Origin of the sequence: Paenibacillus sp. PAMC21692 (assembly GCF_014303795.1) — a bacterium.
Lineage (GTDB): Bacteria > Bacillota > Bacilli > Paenibacillales > Paenibacillaceae > Pristimantibacillus > Pristimantibacillus agaridevorans.
Window position 1 is genome coordinate 2,650,094 of record NZ_CP060293.1, and the last position, 21,175, is coordinate 2,671,268.

The 21,175-nt window shown below is 50.5% G+C and carries 15 protein-coding genes; 9 read left to right on the forward strand and 6 right to left on the reverse strand.

Going from position 1 to position 21,175, the window contains the following annotated elements; genetic code table 11:
* Nucleotides 1-35: 35 nt before the first annotated feature.
* From H7F31_RS10445 to H7F31_RS10455, 3 genes are all read right to left on the reverse strand, one after another.
* A complete protein-coding gene (locus tag H7F31_RS10445) occupies nucleotides 36-719 on the reverse strand; it encodes a FadR/GntR family transcriptional regulator (RefSeq protein WP_187104107.1) in 684 nt (227 codons plus the stop codon).
* A gap of 54 nt (nucleotides 720-773) precedes the next feature.
* Nucleotides 774-1,463, reverse strand: a complete 690-nt coding sequence (locus H7F31_RS10450) for a FadR/GntR family transcriptional regulator (protein ID WP_187104108.1) — start codon at nucleotides 1,461-1,463, stop codon at nucleotides 774-776.
* 76 nt (nucleotides 1,464-1,539) lie between these two features.
* A complete protein-coding gene (locus tag H7F31_RS10455; protein WP_187104109.1) occupies nucleotides 1,540-2,619 on the reverse strand; it encodes a threonine synthase in 1,080 nt (359 codons plus the stop codon).
* A 178-nt stretch (nucleotides 2,620-2,797) separates the two neighbouring features.
* Between H7F31_RS10455 and H7F31_RS10460 the strand changes: the two genes are divergently transcribed.
* The 4 genes from H7F31_RS10460 (at nucleotide 2,798) to H7F31_RS10475 (ending at nucleotide 6,558) form a co-directional block, all read left to right on the forward strand.
* Nucleotides 2,798-3,820: a Gfo/Idh/MocA family protein gene (locus H7F31_RS10460; protein ID WP_187104110.1), complete on the forward strand. Its 1,023-nt coding sequence runs from the start codon at nucleotides 2,798-2,800 to the stop codon at nucleotides 3,818-3,820.
* Nucleotides 3,821-3,841: 21 nt separating this feature from the next.
* Nucleotides 3,842-4,576, forward strand: a complete 735-nt coding sequence (locus tag H7F31_RS10465) for an MBL fold metallo-hydrolase (protein ID WP_187104111.1) — start codon at nucleotides 3,842-3,844, stop codon at nucleotides 4,574-4,576.
* Nucleotides 4,577-4,641: 65 nt separating this feature from the next.
* On the forward strand, nucleotides 4,642-5,541 hold the full coding sequence (locus H7F31_RS10470) for a dihydrodipicolinate synthase family protein (protein ID WP_187104112.1): 900 nt from the start codon (nucleotides 4,642-4,644) through the stop codon (nucleotides 5,539-5,541).
* Between the two features lie 12 nt (nucleotides 5,542-5,553).
* A complete protein-coding gene (locus tag H7F31_RS10475) occupies nucleotides 5,554-6,558 on the forward strand; it encodes a succinylglutamate desuccinylase/aspartoacylase family protein (RefSeq protein WP_187104113.1) in 1,005 nt (334 codons plus the stop codon).
* Between the two features lie 45 nt (nucleotides 6,559-6,603).
* Here the strand turns inward: H7F31_RS10475 and H7F31_RS10480 are convergent, their stop codons facing one another.
* Nucleotides 6,604-8,130, reverse strand: a complete 1,527-nt coding sequence (locus tag H7F31_RS10480) for a GGDEF domain-containing protein (RefSeq protein WP_187104114.1) — start codon at nucleotides 8,128-8,130, stop codon at nucleotides 6,604-6,606.
* A 234-nt stretch (nucleotides 8,131-8,364) separates the two neighbouring features.
* Here H7F31_RS10480 and H7F31_RS10485 point away from each other — a divergent pair, with 234 nt between their 5' ends.
* The 5 genes from H7F31_RS10485 (at nucleotide 8,365) to H7F31_RS10505 (ending at nucleotide 13,868) form a co-directional block, all read left to right on the forward strand.
* On the forward strand, nucleotides 8,365-9,288 hold the full coding sequence (locus tag H7F31_RS10485; RefSeq protein WP_187104115.1) for an NEAT domain-containing protein: 924 nt from the start codon (nucleotides 8,365-8,367) through the stop codon (nucleotides 9,286-9,288).
* Nucleotides 9,289-9,319: 31 nt separating this feature from the next.
* Complete coding sequence (locus tag H7F31_RS10490) at nucleotides 9,320-11,056, forward strand: S-layer homology domain-containing protein (RefSeq protein WP_187104116.1); 1,737 nt, start codon at nucleotides 9,320-9,322, stop codon at nucleotides 11,054-11,056.
* Nucleotides 11,057-11,162: 106 nt separating this feature from the next.
* Nucleotides 11,163-12,107 (forward strand): heme ABC transporter substrate-binding protein IsdE, encoded by a 945-nt coding sequence (gene isdE, locus H7F31_RS10495; protein WP_187104117.1) that lies wholly within the window; start codon nucleotides 11,163-11,165, stop codon nucleotides 12,105-12,107.
* Between the two features lie 11 nt (nucleotides 12,108-12,118).
* The gene (locus H7F31_RS10500; protein WP_187104118.1) at nucleotides 12,119-13,093 is read left to right on the forward strand and encodes a FecCD family ABC transporter permease; all 975 of its coding nucleotides are present in this window, start codon (nucleotides 12,119-12,121) and stop codon (nucleotides 13,091-13,093) included.
* The gene (locus H7F31_RS10505; RefSeq protein WP_187104119.1) at nucleotides 13,083-13,868 is read left to right on the forward strand and encodes an ABC transporter ATP-binding protein; all 786 of its coding nucleotides are present in this window, start codon (nucleotides 13,083-13,085) and stop codon (nucleotides 13,866-13,868) included. The genes H7F31_RS10500 and H7F31_RS10505 overlap by 11 nt, the downstream gene beginning before the upstream one ends.
* Nucleotides 13,869-14,595: 727 nt before the next feature.
* Here H7F31_RS10505 and H7F31_RS10510 read toward each other — a convergent pair.
* Nucleotides 14,596-20,730, reverse strand: a complete 6,135-nt coding sequence (locus tag H7F31_RS10510; protein ID WP_187104120.1) for a vWA domain-containing protein — start codon at nucleotides 20,728-20,730, stop codon at nucleotides 14,596-14,598.
* Entirely contained in the window at nucleotides 20,727-21,080 is a 354-nt protein-coding gene (locus H7F31_RS10515) for a zinc ribbon domain-containing protein (protein ID WP_187104121.1), read from the reverse strand. The genes H7F31_RS10510 and H7F31_RS10515 overlap by 4 nt, the downstream gene beginning before the upstream one ends.
* Nucleotides 21,081-21,175 lie beyond the last annotated feature (95 nt).

Consider the following 21,175-nt stretch of genomic DNA (forward strand, 5'->3'; position numbering starts at 1 on the left):
TCTGAAAGGTAAGCTTAACTTTCCAGGGACAGCTTTTATCGTTCAAACAGCCGGTTCCAGACGGATAAATGATGTTCTAGCCAAGTTTTTGCTGCAGCCGTATTTTTTTTTGCAATCGCTTGCGTAATTTCCTCATGGTCGCGAAGTGTAATATAGCCGGACTCTTTATCCAGAAGCTGATCGCGCCAATCGTGAAAAAACGCGCTTATAACCTCGCTCAATTCCTGAAAGGTGGCGTTGCCGGTCAACTGAAAGAGCGAACGGTGGAAAGCGATATCCAGTTCGATGATGGATTCGCCATTTTCGATTGCGGCGGCCATTTGCGCATTAATGCGTTCTAACGTGTCTAATGCGATAGGCTGTGACCGAGAGATTATCAGTTCCAGCGCGGCTTTCTCCAGCATGACTCTCGTCTCGAGCAGCTCTCGCATGCGCTCCGGATTTTGCGTCCAGCCGAAGGAAACTTGATTTACAATATGGCTAATCGAAGCTTCCGATACATAGATGCCGTCGCCTGGCTTAATAAGGAGAAGTCCGATTGTTTCCAGCGACTTAAGCGCTTCTCGTATAACCGTTCGGCTCATTTCCAGTCGCTCTATCAGTTCTTTCTCGCTGTAGAAGCGATGTCCGGCACGAAAGCTGCCATCCGTAATAAATTCGCGGATTTTGGCAATCGCTTGTTCTTTTAGACTTGTGCGTACTATAGGTTCAAGTGACATAACTCCGCCTACTCCTTTCAACATAAAATGGTTAAATCTTCTCCAGTTCCAATGTTAGAAGTCAGAGTAGATGGGCAACAGATGTTCCTCAAGCAGCTCAATCGCACTGCCTTTTTGTCCTTGCCCTATGAAATCAAGCAATTGACGATGTTGTCTAATGGACTGCTTGCGTTCTTCCATAGAAAGCGTCTTGTCACGAACCGGTTGTTCGATGAACGCAAAAAAATTGTCAATGACAGTGGTCAACTCAACTAGATACGGATTGGATGAAAGCAGGATCAGTCGGCGATGCAATTCATGATCCAGCTTTATAAACTCGGAATCGCTTATATCGTTTTCGGATTGCTCTATGATTTTGTACAAAGGCTGAAGCTGCTCCGCCTGAATATTGTTCATAATATGGCTCAGCGCGGCTTGTTCAATCATAAAACGAAATTCAACCAACTGTTTAAAGGTTTGCTTGTCATGATTGGAGGGAGGCAACATTTCTTGAAACAGACGAGACAAATTTTGTTCTTTGACAAATAATCCTCGTCCTTGATGCTTTTCGATTAGTCCGAGTGTTTCCAAATGGCTGAGCGCTTCTCTGACAACAGGCCGACTTACTGCCAAAGCTTCGGACAGCGCGCGCTCCGGGGGCAGGCGGTCGCCAGGCTTCAACTGCTGATCCATCATATATTGTTTAATGCGGTCGCTTACGATCCAGCTTAATGATTTGATTTCATTTGAAATGGGTTGTTTCAATTCGCGGAACCTCCTCTACACTATCATTATAGCCAACAATTCGAGAATGTCGATTAATTGCGAGTAGAATAAGGCTCTACAATTGGTCGGCGTCGTACAGAGGGATATTGGTTGCTGCTTCTTGAACCATTAGTCGCTGCTGCTCCAAATCCTTATAACCTGCGCCGCTAATGATGCACACAATTTTGTCGGTGCGGTTAATTTGGCCTGTTTCCACAGCCTGAACGAGACCGGCAAGCGAAATGGCTCCGGCAGGTTCGCAGTAGATGCCTTCCCGTCTTGCCAGTTCGCGCTGCCACTTCCATGTTTCTTCATCGGCAACGATGGAGCCGACGCCCTGGCTGCCGTCCAGCGCTTCGAAGGCAATGTCTGCATCGGGCGGATTGGACACTTGAATGCCCGAAATCATAGATGTCGAGGCTCCGGAAGCAGGCTGTCCCAAACCTTGCTGCCAGCCCCTTACTAAATTGCTGCAGCCTGCTGATTGGCAGGCGCCCATGCGGGGAAGCTTGCTGGCTTCGTTTTGTTGGCGAATCCGATGAAAGCCTTTATATACGCCGGAGAACAGTCCGCCTCCTCCAACGGGGACGAAGACGGCATCGGGCACGCCAAGCTGATCGGCTATTTCCCATGCGATTGTTTGCACGGCTTCCATGGCAAGCGGTGCATAGGCGAATGCGGTAATGACGGCTTCCCAATTATTGCGAATCGCTTTATCCCGTACCTGTTCGAATACTTTGGTGCCGATCGCCGGATCAAAGCCGAGTCCTTTGACCTTATACACATGCGCTTGATGAACAAGCACTTGCTCCAGCTTGGCGGGAATAATATTTTCCTGGACATAGACATGGTAGGGGATGCCCGCTTTGGCTGCATAGGCGGCGATAGACGCGCCTGCATTGCCGGAGGTGGTGCCGATGCAAGCCGTTTTACCGGATTGTTTGGCCAAGGAAAGCGCCATTGCAGAGATGCGGTCCTTATAAGAACCGGTCGGATTCAGGGATTCCAGCTTAAAATAAAGCTGTGTCAAACCCAGCTCGGCACCTATGGAGCTGCTGGCAATAAGCGGCGTATGCCCTTCTCCAAGCGTAATGCGGTTATGCGGCTCTACGACCGGCAAGGAGTCCGCGAAATGCCATATGCCTGTAGACATCATATAATACAGCACCTTCTTTTTGTGTTATGGTATTACCAATTATAGTACTGTATGCTGTTGGCAGGGTCAATGTTTATCTAGACGGTTCGTATATGATGAAATGAAATTGACTAAAACAAAGAGCTGATGATATATTAATTGGTAATACCATATTATATATTTGCGAGGGGATGGTGCAATGGTTAATCATGAGCATCGGCTAGCTGCAGCGTATATTCGAGTAGGGATGATTGGGTTAGGACGTTTTTCGCAATTTCATCTTAAATGTTTGCGACAGCTTCCCAATGTAAAGTTGGTGGCCGCAGCGGATTTGAGCGAAACAAGAAGGTTGGAGACGGCGCAAGAGTGGGGTTGTACTTGCTATGCAAGTTGGCAGGAAATGATCGACTCAGAGAAACTGGATGCGGTCATTGTGCTTACACCCGAAATGCATCATGTCGAACCAACCTTGGCAGCTTTGCAGGCAGGCTGTCATGTATTTGTCGAAAAGCCAATCGCGCTTACGGAGCAGGATGCCGAGCGGATGATTGAAACGGCCAAGCAAAATAATCGGCTGCTTATGGTAGGGCATGTTCTGCGTTTTGATCCTAGAATGCTTGCGGCAAGACAAGCGGTTCAGCAAGGCGAGGTTGGCAAAGTTCGCTCGATTTATTCGAGGCGGAACAATCCGAGTCGTTATTTTTCGTTATATGAGCGTACGAATTTAATGTATATTCTCGGCATTCATGATATTGATCTGCAGCGTTGGATGACGGGGGCGGAGGTTGTTGAAGTGTTTGCCCGATCAAGCAGTAGCACCGGGAACGGACCGGATTTAATATGGGCAATGCTTACCTTTTCAGATGGAACGATAGGCGTGATTGAAAATAATTGGCTTATTTCCAAGCAAGCGCCTGCGGAGATGGATGTGCGGATGGAGATTGTCGGCGAGGAAGGCATCATTCATTTTCAGGATCCAGATCAATCCCTTGTATTTTGGAGCGGCAACGGCGTAACTCATAGGGCTTCCTATATATGGAATGAAGCTCATGACTCTTATGCAGGCTATATTTTGGAGGAAATGAAACATTTCTACCAATGCGTGCGCGATAATACGCCTTCTCCTATTTTGCTGTTGGAGGATGCGAAAGAGGCTGTTCGGGTGGCGGAAGCTATTATTTTGTCCAGCCAAACCGGACAGCCGGTTCGATTAGCGCCTTGATGCGGAAGGGGAGGCGGCACGTTGGCGCAACTGACGGAGCGTGTTTATTTGGTAGGAAGCGGATTGCTTGGCAATCGTATGTCGGATGACTATGACTGTAATATTTATTATGTAGCAGCCGGTGATAAAGGGATATTGGTGGATTGCGGGGGCGGAAGAAATACGCATAAATTGCTGGATATTCTTGCGCAGCATGGATTTTCGGGAGAACAGCTGGAATGGATTGTGTTGACGCACGCGCATGCGGATCATTCCGGTGGGGCTGCCCTATTGCAGCGGCAATTCGGCGCGAAGGTCGTTTGTTCAAGATTGACGGCGGAGCTGGTAAGCGGTGGGGAAGATACGCTTGAGATTGGGAAAGCGCGGGAGCAAGGCATTTATCCGGCTGATTATCGTTACGAGTCTTGCGTACCGACTATCGTGATCGAAGATGGCGAAAAACTGTACTGCGGCGACTTGGAGCTGCATTTTATTACGACGCCCGGACATAGCCGCGATCATATGAGCATCTATATTCCACAGCTTGCGGCATTATTTTGCGGGGACGTACTATTTTCGAATGGAAGAATAGCCGTGCAGCAAGCAGAAGATTTTTCGTTTGAAGAGCTTGCAGACAGCATATGCAGATTGAAAGAGCTGCAGGCGAAAGATTTGTTTCCAGGACATTTGCAGCCGTTATGCGGTGATTACGGGAAGACGTTGACAGCGGCGGAGCGGAAATTTACGGCGGGGGAAATACCGGAGAGTATTGTGTAGAACGGATGTGAGCGCGGGTACGTGCTCTGTAAGGATAAATTTTGAGAATGAGTGGGGGATGAAAAATGAAAAATATTTTGTCGGCAGGTTATTATCCAGCGCTTGGGACGCCTCTTGATGAGCAGGGGAACGTCATTGCTTCGAGCTTAAGTTTGCATGTTGAGGATCAGTTGAATGGGAATGCGGCAGGGCTGTTGGTAATGGGCTCGATGGGCATGCAAGCGCAAATTAAAAACTCGGAATATGCAAGGACGGCGCGGATCGCATCCGATGCGGTAAAGGCGGCTCGGTCTGCTTGCCCGGTTATGGTCGGTGTCATGGACAACTCTATCGGACGAGTGGCAGAAAGAATAGACAGCTTGAAAGAAATGGCTTTATGCGGAGTTGTAGCGACTACGCCTTTTTACTTTGCGTTGACGCAGACGGAGGTTCGAGCTTTTTTTGAGCGGATCGCGTCGATGTCTCCTTTTCCGGTTTATATGTACGATTTGCCTGGCGTTACGAAGACGAAGATTGAAGCGGCAACGGCCATAGAGCTTATGAAACATCCGAATATTGCAGGGATCAAGACAGGGGATTTGGCTTTGGCCAGAGTTTTGCAGCGTGAAAAGTTTCAGCATGCTCCGAACTTCTCGGTTTTATTTAGCGGCTTGGACGTATTCGATGCGGCTTACGGCTATGGATTGACGAGCCAGCTTGACGGCATGTTTTCATGCACGACAGCTATTAATAAACGTTTATATGAAAGTTTGGCAAGTGAAAATATGGAAGCGGCGTCGAGCAGTCTGGATGATATTATAACGCTTCGCAACACCTTTGTAAGCGTGGGCGTATTCGGCGGCTTTAGCTATGCCATGAATGCGCTTGGCTTTGAAGGGAATTTTGCGCCTGATTATGCGCCGCGGCTGACGGCCGCGCAAGAAGAGCAGGTCCAAAGCTGCATGCGGTCGCTCAAGCTGATCTGAGGAGATTAAAAAATGACGATTCCACATACACCTGCCGCGTTATTCGATTGGGAGTCAGTAAAGCGGGGGGAAGCCGCGAATGTTATGTTGACTTTTGAATGCGGGGAAAGAGCCGGAGAAATTCCGCTGCGGATCGTAAAAGGGAAGGAGCAGGGACCGACCTTGCTCATTCTTGCTGCCGTTCACGGAGATGAATATGACGGGGTGCGTACTGTCATTGAGCTTATTCATTCCGTGCAGCCGGAAGATATTCGCGGAACGCTGCTCATGGTTCCTATTGTAAATATGCCGGCTTATGAGGGGATTTCGCGCGTTACGCCCCTTGATGGGAAAAATTTGGCGAGGGAGTTTCCGGGCTCGCCGGAAGGCAGCTATACGGAAAGACTGGCCTATTACTTGGATCAGTATATTTTGGCAAAAGCAGATTTCTTGCTTGATCTTCATAGCGGCGCCATGGAATTTTCCATTCCGGTGCTCGTGGGCTATTATGCCAATGAGGAGCAGGAGATAGGACGCCGTTCGCGAGCTGCCGCCGAAGCGTTCGGCATGGAGACGATTTGGGCCCATCCGCAGGTCGGGCCGGGACGCACGGTTAGCGCTGCGACGGAACGGGGAATCCCGTGGCTGTATACGGAGGCGAACGGAGGCCGCAGAATTAAACTTGCCGAACAGGAACAATACAGGCACGGCGCCTACCGTTTGATGCATCATTTGGGTATGCTGCTTGCGCCCGAGGCCTGGTTGCTTCAGCCTGCGCCTGCTATTAAACGAAGATTGAAAGGCGATGGCAATTTTGACGCTTCGTTGCTTGCATCCGCAGATGGTTTCTTTATCCCGGCAGTGGAATTGCTGCAGATTGTTGAGGAAGGGGATAATGTCGGCAGCATATACGGCTTATTCGGCGAGGAACTCGAGAAGCTGCATGCGCCTTCCTCCGGGATCGTTGTAGGTTTGGCGGAGATGCCATACATCAAAAAAGCAGGAATCGTTTGCTCCATTACGGGGGTGAAGGGATAAGCTTAAGGCCCATGCAATTGCGCATGGGCCTACTCGATTATCCAACTATGCGTTGTATACCTGATATTGATTTTTCCCGCGCTTTTTGGAGGAGTAAAGTGCTTTGTCCGCATGTTTGATCAAGGTTTCTGCGTCTTGTCCATGAATGGGGGAAACTGCGATTCCCACGCTGATCGTTACAGGTTGATCCGAGAGCTCCCTGTTGGAAGTCGTCAAGGCTGTAATCGAATCGATAAGCCGTTCTGCCATCTGCATAGCATCCGCAGCGCTTGTCTCAGGCAAGATCATAATAAATTCGTCGCCGCCCAGTCGTGCCGATATATCCTCCTTGCGTGCCGCTTTCTGCATGCCGTCAGACACGCATTTCAACAGCTGGTCGCCGGTGTCATGACCCAGCTTGTCGTTAACTTCCTTGAAGTTATCAACATCCATCATAATGAGCGCTGTCGTCGTTTGTTGCGAAGAGAGTGTTCGAATCATGGCTTCGTCGAAAGCAGCTCTATTTTTCAGACCGGTAAGGCTATCATGAAAAGCTAGATGCATAGGCCTGGCTACTGCTTTTGAAATGAATAACGACAAAATGATCGTAACGAATAATACGGTTCCAAGCTGGAAAACAAAAGCTTTGCGATTGTCGGCCAGCAAGTTTTGCAGATCCTCATCATTGTAAATAACCTGGATCACTTTTCGTTCTGTTGTCGTTCCCGTATCGTATTTGGATTTATAATAAATGTTTCGGTAAGAAACTTTTTTGCCATTCCATTCCCCAGGCCGTTCTGTCGTTTCTTTAGTGTCAAGGGTATGCTTAAAAGCTTTGTAATGCTCTTCCGACAATTTAAACGAATCCGTCGAATATCCCAGTGCATTTCCGGCCGTGTTTAATATGTAAATATGGGAGATCAATGGGTCTCTTAATGTAAGGTTATCAATGGCAGTGAAAAAATTAAACTGTTGAAAAATAGCGCCTTCTTGCAAATTATTGCCAAGCTGAATGATAAATTGCCCGTCTGGCGTGCCCTGATAACTATATTTTTTTACGACGCCAGTCTCTTGTTCGATATCCATGCCGTCAGGATAGAACTGTCCGGAAATTCTTCTGGCATCCAATGTTTTTGCAAGCGATTGGCAGCAAGAATTGAAATCAAGTCCGATATCGGTTTCCATGCTGCTGTGCGTAATGACGTTATCCTTATTGATAATGTAGACGTCATATCCGTATTCCTTCTTCAGTTCATTAAAGCTCCATTGATCGAAATTTGGTTGTTGTTCATAGAGAAGGATTAATTCTGCAGTTACCTCCTTCATGGAGGCATCCATTTGCTCGCCGAATAGGTAATAAGCTTTTTCAATCGTATCGATAGATGTTATAACCATTTCTTCGCTTTTTTGCATGAGCACATGCTGGTTTTGGATCGTTTGACTTTTAAGTCTGTTATGATCAATCGCAGCTAGTATGACCGAAATACTCATTGCAAAAGCGATCATTGTAACAATAAGTTTTAGTCGGAAGCGTGATTCCATATCATTCACCTCTTTAATGACTGAATCTAGTAATAATTGACCATTTGGCATAGTTCTTATCTACTGCATTATAATCTATATTTCGATAAAAAAGTGACTTATTGATGTACTAATGGTATCGACGATTTTGCGGGTAACCTGAATCGAATTTTTTACGATTCTATGAACTTGATTGACGCCAGTACCCGCATGAGGTATCATTTTGAAAGCCAGCTCATTTGAGCTTTTTATTTTGGACTAAATTGAGAATGATTATCGGTATTTTGTGGGATTTGGAGGTTAAATATGTTAGTTGACCGTTTACCTGTTGTCAGGACGGTAATTGCCATGCTGATGCTTGCTTTTTTGTTGCTTCCCGAAGCAGCCTATGCAGAGCAGGCCGATGGGGAATATACGATTGGATTCAACATTATGCATGCTGATAAAAAAAATGCTTCAATTGCAGAAGGGTACTGGAATCAGCCGGCAAAGCTGACGATAAAGGATGGCGGCATGCGGGTACAAACGACGATCAATAAACATGCTTGGGTAACCGAATTTGCTACTCGTTACAACGGGAAGATGACGGATGTAAAGACGATATCGGTCGACGAGGCTGCCAATGAAAGATTGACCGAATTTCAAATAGCTAATTTAACGGATTTAGTAGAGTCTAGTGTTAGCGTGACGATCGATGAGATGGACTATGATCACAGCTATACGATGTATTTTAAATTTAAACCTGAAACGTTAACGCTTGTAAAAGCAGCTGGAGAATCGGCGCCTGCTGCTACAAAGCCTGCTGAGACAAAGCCTGCAGCAACAACGCCGCCGAAAACGGCAACTGCGCCGACGAACCCGCCGGCGGAATCAACAGAAACGCCTGTTTCTTCCATAAAGCCATCGGCATCTGCCGTACCAACAAATCAAACGGCACCGTCTCCTGTTCCAACATCTGAAGCAGATGAGCAGGAGTTCATAGATAGCAACGCAAATGCAACTCCATCCGCTATTCCGGTCACTGAACCTGCGTCAGTGGAAAACGATAATCAAAGCGAAGAAGCGGTCCTTTCCGAGTCTGATGCAGGAGCCGAATCCGTAGATCCCATTCAGATAGAGGAAACGGATCGCAATGGAAATCAAGTCATTGTCACCGTGGTTTTAGTCGTGTTATTAGCGGCAGCTGCAGCAGCGGCTATTGTTTATAAAACACGTCGGAATAAAAAATAAAACGTTGCGCAGTCGAAAGGATGAATGGAAAATGAATTCAAAAGCAGTTAAAAGATTTGCGGCATTTATTGCAGCAGTAATGTTAGTAGGTACAATCCCTGCCGTAGTAGCGGCGGAAAGCAGTGCGGTTACAACAGGTTCGGCAGTCGTAACTTCCGCTAAAGAAGAGACTCAAGAGTCGATCGTCTATTTTGTTAATTATGAAGATACGACTAAAATTTCCTCGGTTGCTTCGTTTTTGGCAAAGCCCAGCACTTATTCTAAAGATGGCGTGAATTACTTGCGCGTCGATGTTCAACAAGTCTATGATGTGAAATTAACCGTTGCGGGCAAGGAAGGCGTTAAAGTCGGCGAATACACGACAACCGTGCAAGGCCGCAATGGCGCACAGGAAGTTACATATTTTACGTTTGATTATGTAGTAGATAGTTTTACAGAGGTTATTAAAGCGAATACCACTTACATGGTTCCGGACTATTTCACTGAGCCGCAATCGCATGACCTTTATGTGGTCATCAATAATGATAGCAGTGAAGCTGTAAAAGGGTTGAGTGCGGCAATTGCAACTGCAGACGCAGCTGAACCGAAGGCAGAAGCTTTGACTGCAGCCTTATCCAAGGCTAAAAAAGCGAATAGCTTACTGACGCCCAAAGCGGATTTAGAGGCAGCTTTGGCTGATCTGACAAAGGCAACGCAAGAAAATCCGACAAATGCTTTTGTTTATTATGTCAATGATTCGGATCCTAGCAAACTGTCTTCTATGGCCGCCTATTTGGCTAATCCAAAGTCTTATCAAAAAGACGGTAATAGCTATTTGAGACTAGATGTAATGCAAAAATACGATGTCAAAGTATTGGTAGAAGAAAAGGAAGGCGCCAAGGTAGCTGAATATGCGACGACGGTTCAAGGTCGTCAAGGCGCTGAGGAAGTTACCTTCGTTACGTTTGATTTTGAGGTGTCGGATCTGGCTGCGACTTTATCCGCTAGTGCAAGCTACTTTGTGCCTGGCGTATTCGAAGAGCCGCAATCTCACACGATCTCCATCGTTGTTAATCAGAATAAAGATGCCGAATTGAGCAAAGCGAAAGCGGCTGTAGCTTTAGCGGAAGCGGCTGTCGAGCAAACCGATGAGCTTAAAGCTGCAATTACCGCGGCTAACGAAGCGGCTACTTATTTAAACACTGCTGCCAATATTGAGTCTGCAACGGATGCGCTTCTGCAAGCAATTGGCAATGTCAATGTATTTGCCGACACGGAGAAGCATTGGGCTCAGAACGATATCGCTCAACTTTACGCTCAAGGCATCGTCAACGGCTACGAAAACGGCCAGTTTGCCCCAGGCAAAGCGATGACTCGCGCAGAGTTCACCAAGCTTGTCGTTACAAGCTTAAATATTCCTGCCACGGAAAAGGAGTTAGCTTTCGCCGACAATGATAAAATCGCTGCTTGGGCTTCCGACTTTGTTAAGAGAGCGGTGGCTGCAGAAGTGATTACAGGTTATGCCGACAATACGTTTGCTCCGCAAGATACGGTTAGTCGCGCGGAAGCTGCAGTTATTCTTGTAAAAGCTCTGAAACTTAGCACGGAAAACGCTCCGGAGCTGACTTTTGCGGATTCCGATGCGATTCCTGCCTATGCAAAACCATATGTTGCCGTGGCGGTAGAAAAAGGTCTGATTGAAGGAGTCGGCAACAATACTTTTGCTCCTGGCGCCGACGCATCTCGCGCTCAAGCGGCTGCTATTATCCTTCGTGCTCTAGCTCTTTAGGGTTCGCGTCGTCAAGTAAAGTTAATGATGTATTAACAAATGATAAGGACCTCCTTATAACGATGTTATAGGGAGTGTCCTTCTATCTGTTTTTAGGAGGGTTAAGATGCCGGCAAGGATATGGACGCCGTTGAAGTTAATAAGCTTTGTTTGTGCTTGTGTTTTATTACTGGCTGCCTGTGGCACAGAAGCACAAATAAGTTCCGATGCAAAGGGAAACAAGACTACCGTAGATGATGAAGCTTCAAACGGGAGCAAGCCTTCGACAGAAGCCGATACCGAATATCGAATCGTATCCACAACTGTCGCGATAACGGAAATTTTGGATGCGCTTGATCTGGATGCCGTTGGCATTCCGACTACCTATAAAGAATTGCCTGGTCGTTTTAAAGGAGTAACGGAGATCGGCAATCCAATGAGCCCTGATATGGAGCTCGTTCGTTCCTTGCTGCCAACACATGTATTATCGGTTAGTACGCTAGAGGATGATTTAAAGGATGGTTTCGAAGCGGCCAAGGTGAAAGCCGATTTTCTGGATTTTACCAATCTGCAAAGCATGAAAGAGGAGATTCGCAGCCTGGGAGAGCAGTTTAATCGAACTGAGCTTGCCGAAACGTTAATTGCGAATTATGATGGCAAAATTGCCGAGCTCAAGCAAAGAGCAACTGGAGAAGCTCCAACCGTCATGATTTTGATGGGCGTACCCGGCTCTTATTTGGTCGGCACAGCCAATAGCTATATTGGAGACCTGGTGAACCAGCTGGGAGGCATAAATGTGGTGGAACAATCGGATGTAGAGTTTATCTCCGCCAACACCGAATATTTGTATCATGGCAATGCGGATATAATATTGCGCGCTGCGCACGGGATGCCTGACGAGGTTATTAAAATGTTCGATGAGGAATTCCGAACCAATGATATTTGGAAGCACTTTAAAGCGGTACAAAATGACCGAGTGTATGACTTGCCTGAGGATCTATTCGGAACGACTGGCAACATGGCCGTTGAAGAAGCCCTGGAGGCATTGGCGGATATGCTTTATTCAAACTAAAGGAGACTAACATGAAAAAGTGGGTATCCTTATTGGCAGTCCTTTGCCTGCTTGCTGCCGTTGCGCTTTATTCGATGATGGCAGGCAGTATTAAGATAGGTATAGGCGAGCTTGTATCCGGTTTATTATGGGGTAATAATCCGCAGGTTGACGTGATCCGCGACCTTAGGTTGCCTCGTGTTTTTGTTGCGATGCTGTGCGGTGCAGCCTTGGCCGTATCCGGTGTTCTGCTGCAATCCGTCATGCGCAACCCGCTCGCGGATGCAGGAGTCATTGGCATCTCGGCGGGAGCCGGCTTTGCCGGCTTGCTCGTAACGGCGGTTTTTCCTGCCTTATTTTTTTATATTCCGCTGTTTGCCGTTATGGGAGGCTTGCTTGCCTGCTTTTTGGTTTATCTATTTTCATGGAAATCAGGTCTGCAGCCTTTGCGGCTTATCTTGGTCGGCGTAGCCATTAATGCTGCGTTTACCGGCTTTAACCATGTTCTCGGATCGTTTGGCGGATCAAGCGCGACGAGTCGGATCACAAGCTCCACCTTCCATATGAAAACCTGGCAGGACGTCGAAATGATCTTGCTTTATGGCGGAATCACTCTGATCTTGTCCTTCTTTTTATCGACGTGGTGCAATATGCTTGCGCTTCAAGATCGTACGGCAAGCAATTTAGGTTTGAATGTTATGCGCGCCCGAATCGTCATCTCCTTGGTTGCCGTCATGCTTGCATCTGCGGCTACAGCCGTTGGCGGGCTGATTGTATTCGTAGGCTTGCTTGTCCCCCATATAGCCAGGCAATTCGTAGGCTCCGATCATAAGCTATTAATTCCGTTTAGCGCAGTTGGAGGGGCCTTGCTTATTTTATTTGCAGATACGGCGGGACGCACCCTTATTGCTCCCATTGAAATTCCTGCTTCGGTCATCATGATGATGATCGGCGGTCCGTTCTTGATTTTTATGCTGTTAAAGGGGGATCGCGTCCATGGACATTAAGCAGCTTCAATTTCATTATAAAAATAGCGGAGCGATTATACGCAGCCTCTCTACAACGATATCTGCAGGGAAAGTAACGACGATTCTTGGACCCAATGGCAGCGGGAAATCGACGCTGCTTAGTCTTCTGGCCAAAAATTTGGCGCCAACGGCGGGTCAAGTGATCGTAAACGGTCGTGATTTGCAGCAGTTTACGCAAAAGGAATTGGCTCGGCAATTAGCGGTTGTCCATCAACAGAATGAAGCTCCGTTTGATTTGACGGTAGAGAAATTGGTGGAGTTTGGACGTCTCCCTTATCGCCATATGTTCTCGTTTGACAACAAGGAAGATGCCGAAGCGGTCGAATGGGCGATGGCGTGTACGGGATTGACTTCATTAAAGTCGAAAAAACTGATTGAACTGTCCGGCGGGCAAAAGCAGCGTGCATGGATTGCTATGGCGCTTGCCCAAAAAACGAATCTATTGTTTCTTGATGAGCCGACGACTTATTTGGATGTTTATTATCAGATCGAGCTGTTGGAGCTGGTTCGCAGCCTTAACGAACAATTGGGCTTAACGATCGTGATGGTGCTTCATGATGTCAATCAAGCGGCGCGATACAGTGATGAATTAAAGGTGATGAAGGAAGGACAAATCGTGGCTGAAGGCGAGCCGAAGCATATTATGACCCGTGAATTGATGCTGCGGGTCTATGATGTTGAAGCTGTCATTCGAGAGGATGCCGAGGCCGGGTTTTATGTTATTCCGGTTGCCTCGACAACGCCCCTAGGTTAATCGATATATATGGCTGCACTAGCAGGGCCGAGCAAAAGTTAATCTACTTTTGCTCGGCCCTGTTGCGCGTGGATTTGCATTGTCCAAGGACTGTGGTGTCCGTCGATCAGCCTTTACTTAACTGCGCTGCCGTCCACAATGAATCGACAGCCTCATGGTGCCGTTAGATTTTTTAACCTGTTGTTTCACAAGCCCGAGCGACAGATCTCCCCATCTGAGTCCGTTAGATTTTCATTATCGCGAAAATGCTGCAAATAGAGGCTCTGAGGTCGGTTAGCGAAAGCAGAACGTTTCAGCTCCGTTACTCACAATGAATCGACAGCCTCACCAGCGACGTTATTTGTCCGATTTTTACTTCAGTCAAAATCTAACGGACGGGCAAGTGTCCGGTAAGAAATAACGGGGAGCAACTTTAACGGAAATGAAAGGCGTTATTTCGGCAAAAAGCGGCACTTCGCAAATCTAAAGGAACTGATAGCCCTTATGATGGGCAAAAGTCCGCGGTTTGCCTGGATTTCTCACGAATAACGTCGCGGAGTTCCGTTAGATTTTAATATCACGCCAAACGATCCATATAAAGGCTCCCATTTCCGTTAACAGGTTGGCGATGATTGATTGCAGCTTCATTTCCAGTTTTGCACACAATGAATCGACGGCCTCTTTATGTCCATTAGAAAGTGAGTGACTGAGTGACTGAGTGACTGGATGTTTAAGGTTTGTGACTCACCTAGCGACCACCCCCGCTTGGAGGCCCATTCTTTACGACAGGCTTCTTGATCGCCGCTTCGGCTTGTTTGAAGTAATAGGCGGCGCCGCTCTTGAAGCCGAGGGCGAATCCAACGACATCTCCGCCGAGTCCGCCTTTCTTGCCTATCTTGACCTCCTCGAAGCGTTTGGCCAAATAATCGAATTCCTTGTCTATGAGTTTCAGCTTAATCGGGCTGATACTGTATTCCAGCTTCGGCAAGTCCTTGTTGTCCATCATGCCGCTCAGCACTTCGCCCAGTCCGTATGTGTAGGCTTTGGCCGCATTAATGATGTCTTCGTAATCATCCAGCATCAGCGCAAACGAACTGACGCTCCAGACGGAGGTGCTGACGCCGATAAAAGAGCCTGCCATAAAGGCAAGGTAGTCGTCGCCCGTCGGCGATACCGGTTCCATCGAGATCAGAAATTCCGCGAAGCTTCCGTGTTCGCCCGTATCCGTGACGGATATCGTCTCGTAAGTCGCGGGATCGATCTCCAGCCAAGCCCAGCGCTTTTCCCCTTGCATAACCGTCGGCTCATTCGGAATCAGCATGGCCGCGGTGGAGGTTCGGGCCCGCTCGATCAGCGCTTCCGGGTACCCTTGCTCTTCCATCCGCTTCAGGTCCCCGGTTCTCGTGCCGGGCAGACTGAGGAGCAGCAACGTATCTTCGGGGCTCTCCATCCACAAATCCATGAAGTCGGCTCCATCGCCCGGCAGGACGGAGCCTTCGAGCCGAGACGCGAACAGGCCGCTCATGAGATGGAAGGCGCGCGACGCTTCCTCCGATCCCCGGTGAATCAAATTGGCGGATTGCTGCAGATCGACGCTAGTTCTTAAGGTTGATCCCGGTCCATCGTTCCTGACCGTAACGAAGATGACCCGCTCCTTGCCCACCCGTCCCGCGGTTACGTCCAGCATCTCCGCGAGTTCGGATTCGAACGCAGTCTGGTTCGCGATAAACCGATAGAGGATGTTGCGGGTATACCAGGAGAGGGCAGAATGATCATCCGGCTTCTTGACTTCGTTATACGCGCGATCAGCGGCTTTTTGCAGCGCAGCGGCCGCTTCGGCGGACAAATCCGGAAGATTAACGGCGACCGTATGGAACACATCGGTAATTTCTTCGCCATCACGCAGCTTTGTTTCATGCATCAGCTTTTTCTGCGGCAGCTGAACTTCAATCCTAACGCCGACGATTTTATTTTCCTCCGCGTCTATCATGCGGTTACCGACGATTTGCATCGTCCCGTTCTCAAGCACGGCCGTATAATTGCCGGATGCTCCTCCTGCGCGGATATCCAACGCTTCCTGCCCCAATGCATCCAGATCAAGCGAATTCTGCAGGACGCGAATATCCTGGATGTTGGGCCCCCCGTCGCCGCCGTCGCCTCCCCCAAGCGCGCCTCCGATATCTCCGGCAATCGCGCCTAATCCCGAGTCGGCTTTCGCCTCCACCTGGAAGTAGACGCTGATCGTTGCTTGTGCGGACGTCATCCCTCTTTGCTCCTGGCCGCCAGGGAAGAAGGCCAAACCGCCGAGCTCCGACAGCTCTTTCATGAACGGAACTACAAAAATTTTGTTTGCTCCTTGCTCGTCCTGATACGTCCATGCGGGCAAATATTTCAAAGTTGCCGCATCCACGGAGCCCAGCTCTCGAAGCGCCTCCCTGCCGCGTTCCGTCAGCTGGACCATGCCAAGCGAGGGGCTGTAGCCAAGCTGCGAAAGCAATCCGCCCGCCAAGCCAGCCAGATCGCCTTCCGTCCCCCAGCCCTGCGCGATGACGGCTTCCGGAGAGTGGCGGTAGACGCCATGGGGATCGGTTGAGGGCAGCCATCGCAGACTGCCCAGAAGCTGCTCGAAATCGGCCCATTGCCTTACGGATTCGATAGCCATCAAGCCTAGCACGGCGGGCATAGGAGCCGGGACGGCTTCTCTGCGCCCTTCTTTTTCATTAAAGTCGACGGTCCGCGCCTTGCCTTCCCCTTGACCTGCCGCCTCCCGTGCCCGATGACGGCGGAGAACCTCGGCAAGCGCCGCGGATAGCTGCAAATCGAACGTATCTTCGAGCTCCGGCTCGATCCGAACGGCGAGCAGGCCTTCCTCCTTATAGACATCGTCGCCGACTTCCATGTTCAAGCCGGGGAACAGTTCGGATTGCAGGTTCCACTTCAACTCCTTCCCGTTATGGGGGAGGGAGAACAGGAGCAGTCCGCGCCGCTCAGCCCCGTCGAATACGGACCAATCGGCATCCATGCCCAGCAGCAGGCCTTCGGTGAGCGGATCCGGAGCGAGCTCCGGCACATCGCTATCCCGCGGGGGCTGAACGGGGACAAGCTTAAACGTCTCGCGAAAGCCGGTTGAGCCGAAGCCGTCGCTTTCATCGGTCAACGTCACGTCGGCTACGACATAGTTGCCGCTGCCGGACTCCAGTGCTTGCATCCGGGACAGCGCATTGACGGTCAGCGATACGCCTTTGCCCCCGGCATCGACTCTTCTCTCCGAATGCGGAATTTCCGTTGTTCCCGAGCTAATCGGAAGCACGGTTGCGCCGCCGAAGAGGTCGACATACAAGTCCGACGGCATCGTGCCCAGCGCATTCGGCGTCTGGAAGGCCAGCACGGCTGTGTTTGCGGAGCCGGGAGCGAAGGTCGCGGGCCGCAGCAAGCCATGAGGCAAAAGGGCCGTCGCCATATGGACCGGCAGGAGGAAGGGACCGGCGGCGGTGGCGACGCGCCAATAAAAGCGTTGCCGCGGATCCAGCTTCAGATCGGCGTTGACAAGCGACTTCAGCTCGGTCTCGACGAGTTTAAACATGCTGGCGCCTCGCGTTATGGCCACATTGCCGATCCGGCCCAATTCGCCTACGGATTGCAAGGATAGCTGAAACGTATCCGACAGCTTGCCGATGGCGCTCTTGGGCATGCTGTTCCAGGCTTCGGGGTCTTCTTTCGGAAGCTCACCGATCAAGGCGAGCGAAATATGCCCATAACCGGTGTCGTAATAATGGAGGGAGGCCCGTTCCATCTCCTCGTCCGGTACGAGGAATACGAGCAATCCCTTAACGGCTTCGCCGGCCTTGACGGTTATGCCGCCTTCTCCCGGCGGGGACAGCGGCTGCTCCGTCAGCCAGGTGGCCGTCGAAGCCGGATAGGAACCCGAGTCGTTGATCCGCATAAAGAAATGAGAAGCGAAGTCCGGTATTTGATAGGCAGCTCCGCCTTCATGCATGCCCGTCAGCTCCATCTCGATCGCCGCGAAGGAACGGCCATGCGGAGCGGAGACGCCCTTGAGCCTGTTAAGCAAATAGAGCTCGTTGGCTTTCCATTCCACGGACTTGTTTTTGCCTTTAGCGTTAAGCGAGATCCGCTTGCGGATCTGCACGTCCTCGCCCGGCAGATCGCGTCCATAGACAAGCGAAGCAGCAGCTTGCCCATATTGCGCGACGGGGAGGCCCGTCTCGAGACCGATGGTTTGGAATTCCACCTTGTTGCCGGCGTCCCGCAGCATGGGGAAATCCACCAGCTTGTCGTCCGTATATAGCCGTGCGGAGCTGTCAGTGTTCCCGCTTTTAACCGCGAGGGTAAGCGGAATTTGTCCCTTCGTCCGCTTCTGCACTTGCGCAAGCGCCTCTTGGATGGCTTTCGTCAATACTGCCGGGTCCTCGGAAATGACGTATTGGCCACCGGATTTCTCGGCGGCCCATTGAAAGGCTTCCTCGCTATCCTCTGTGCCCAGCCCTACCCACAGCACCCCGATGCCCTCCTCTTTGATCGCCGCAAGCGTTGTTTCAAAGAAGCTTTTTTGCTTCTCATCGACGGCTAGTGCGGCGTCCGTTACGTAGACGATGACACGTTTCTCCGAAGGAATGCTTTTAAGCGACTGATAGGTCGCGAAGACGGAATTCAGGATGTCCGTACCGCCAACGGCCTTTAAATTGCCAAGCGCCTGCAGCAGCTCGGCCTTGCGGGAGGTGAAGCCTTGATCGAACCGCAGCTCGGTCGAGAAGCTGAGCAGCTGCATCAAGCTGCGTTCGGGCAGCTCCGCGATAAAGTCGTGGAACAGATGTTTTACTTTATCGATGCGGTACGCGCCGTTCCCCGAAGCGGGATCGGCATCCATGGAGCCGCTGACGTCAAGGGTCATCGCGATAACGGGAACGTCGGAGGCGGCTTGCTCCTTGGGCCGTTCGTAGACGACTTCGAAGCGGTTGCCGAGCCGCTCGTTAATCGCGGCGAACACGTGGTCCAGCGCGGCCGCGTCCTGCGCGGAGTAATACGTGCCTCCAGACATGGCCGCGAGTTCCAGCAGCGTGGCATTGTCATGGTCCGGGCCGAAGCCGATGGCATAGACCGGCACTCCCGCATCGCGCGCAGCCTGCTCGACCTCGCTTCTGCTCGAGGTGCTGCCCGTTCCAGCCTTTTCGGCATTGCTATCCACGCCGTCCGTAAACAAGACCAGGGACGGTCTCGTCTTATCCTTCAACTGGCTTAACGCCTTAATGACGGAATCATACAGCCTGGTATTTCCTTGCGCCTTGACCGAAGACAGTCCCGCGAGCGCTTCCTTCTTGCTTGTGCCTTCGATTACCCGAACCTGCGTGTCAAAATCAATCAATTGAACATGCGCATCCTCCGGCAGTCCTTCGATAAAGGAGCGGGCGGATGCGAGCACATGGCTCATCGACTTCGCCATGGAGCCGGAGGAATCCAGCGCCAACACGACGCTCGGAGGCGTCTTCATCCGGCTGAGCTCCAGAAGCTTGCCAGGCCGGCCGCCCTCCAATATTTCGATGTCGGAAGGGTTCGGCGCAAATCCGGGTTGCTCGGAGTCGAGCAGCATAAACGTAATGCGGGCTTGCTCGCCTTGTTCCACGGCTTCTTCAATCTGCAGTCCGCTTTCCGCGCCATCGGATTTCCCGATACCGTCGTTCCGGTAGGCGTTGCGAATGAGCGGTTTCATATCCAGCACCGTCATCTCGCCCGCGCTGACAGGCACAAGCCTTGTATGCACGGGCGGTCCGGTTTCCTGCTCGAGGGCGACGTTCCAGTAGCCGGGAGGAAGCCAGAAGAGCGTATCGCCTTCCGGCGTACGGTCGCCATGGAGATGAAGCTCCGGATGGCTCACGACGACCCCCGGAGGCGCCTCTACCTTGAGATGACCGGCCATTCCTCCTGTTACCTTAAGCGATCCCAGTCGTTCGCCGTCCCGGAACGGAGTGATGTCCTCGGTCTCGTCTACCGAGAAAACAAGCTCTCGCGGATCCGAATCCGGGCTCCAGGTAACCTTCCAGAACAAAGGCGCGGATGGATCCTGCGGAATATCGTTAAGCGTATAATGCGTGCTTTTAACGGCGTTGAGCTCTTGGTTGTAAGAGAGATCCCGCCGATTTTTTCCCTGCGAGTACAAACCTTTGGCATGGAGGCGGACTCCGCCATCGTTAAGCTCGGCCCTTAAGCTTTGATATTTGTGGTTCTCGTTATTCGTCATGAAATAGATTTCGCCGCCGGGATAATCCGATGTCATGAATCCGGCGGGCAAACCGTGCCGCAGGCGAAGCTCCTTGAACACCTTGAATTGGTAGCCGTCGCCGCCTTTGGAGGCGATGCCCCACCATGTGATTCCTTCGGAATCATCAGCCGTAACCACGAGACTGTCTTCCGCGGATCCCATGTAGGCGCGACCGCCAAGCTCGTTTATATACAGCCGCAAGTCCTCCCAAGGATCGCCGCTATCGTCCTTCCACTGCACATTCAGCTTCCAGAGCTCTCCCGCCGTCATGCGGAAGGTCTCCATCTGCCGTTCGTTGATATACTTCAATTCCTGATATTGATTGGGAGTATGCTCGGTTGATTGATAGTTGGACTGAGAGCCGAACGGGTTTAAATAAGGAATCGCGATGCTCCAGTCGCCGACGGGATAGCGGGTTCGTTTGGGCACAGCCGGCTCCGCTTTATCTCGTCCGGTCGGCACGTGAGAGCTCTGCGAGACTATAGGCCTTTCCTTGGAGCCCGGCTGATTCTTTATAAATAGGGCTGCGGCGCCAACCGTCACGAGGGAGGCGATCAAGAGGAGCAGGATGGTCTTGTTTCGTTTGCTTTCGATCCGGCTTTTCATGATTCAAAGGTATGTCCACAGGAGGGGCAGAAGCGGGCGTCCAACGGTGCGGGTTTGCCGCATACGCAGTCCTTTTCATTTGCCAGCGTCTTGATTTCTTTGCTATTTTCCTCGATTTCCGCCTCCAGCCGCGCGATGTTTTCAACCATGCCGGCAGGATCCGCGCCCGAGTCATCCGCAAGTCTGCCGACCGCTTGCAAATAGTACATGCGTCCGATGCTCTGGTAGTTTTGCTCGATCTCCTTCTGCTTATTGTTGTTTTGCAATTTGAGTTTATTGATTTCCACAACGATTTTCGCCTTGCTGCCTGCTTCGGTAAATCCGGATTTCACTTTGTCCATAAAGCTCATATCCATTCCTCCATTCGGGTTCTTGTTCCTAATTGTAAAAGAATGGCGATGCTGCCCCAAGTTACATGTTGTCATCGTTTTTGTCAGTTATCCGG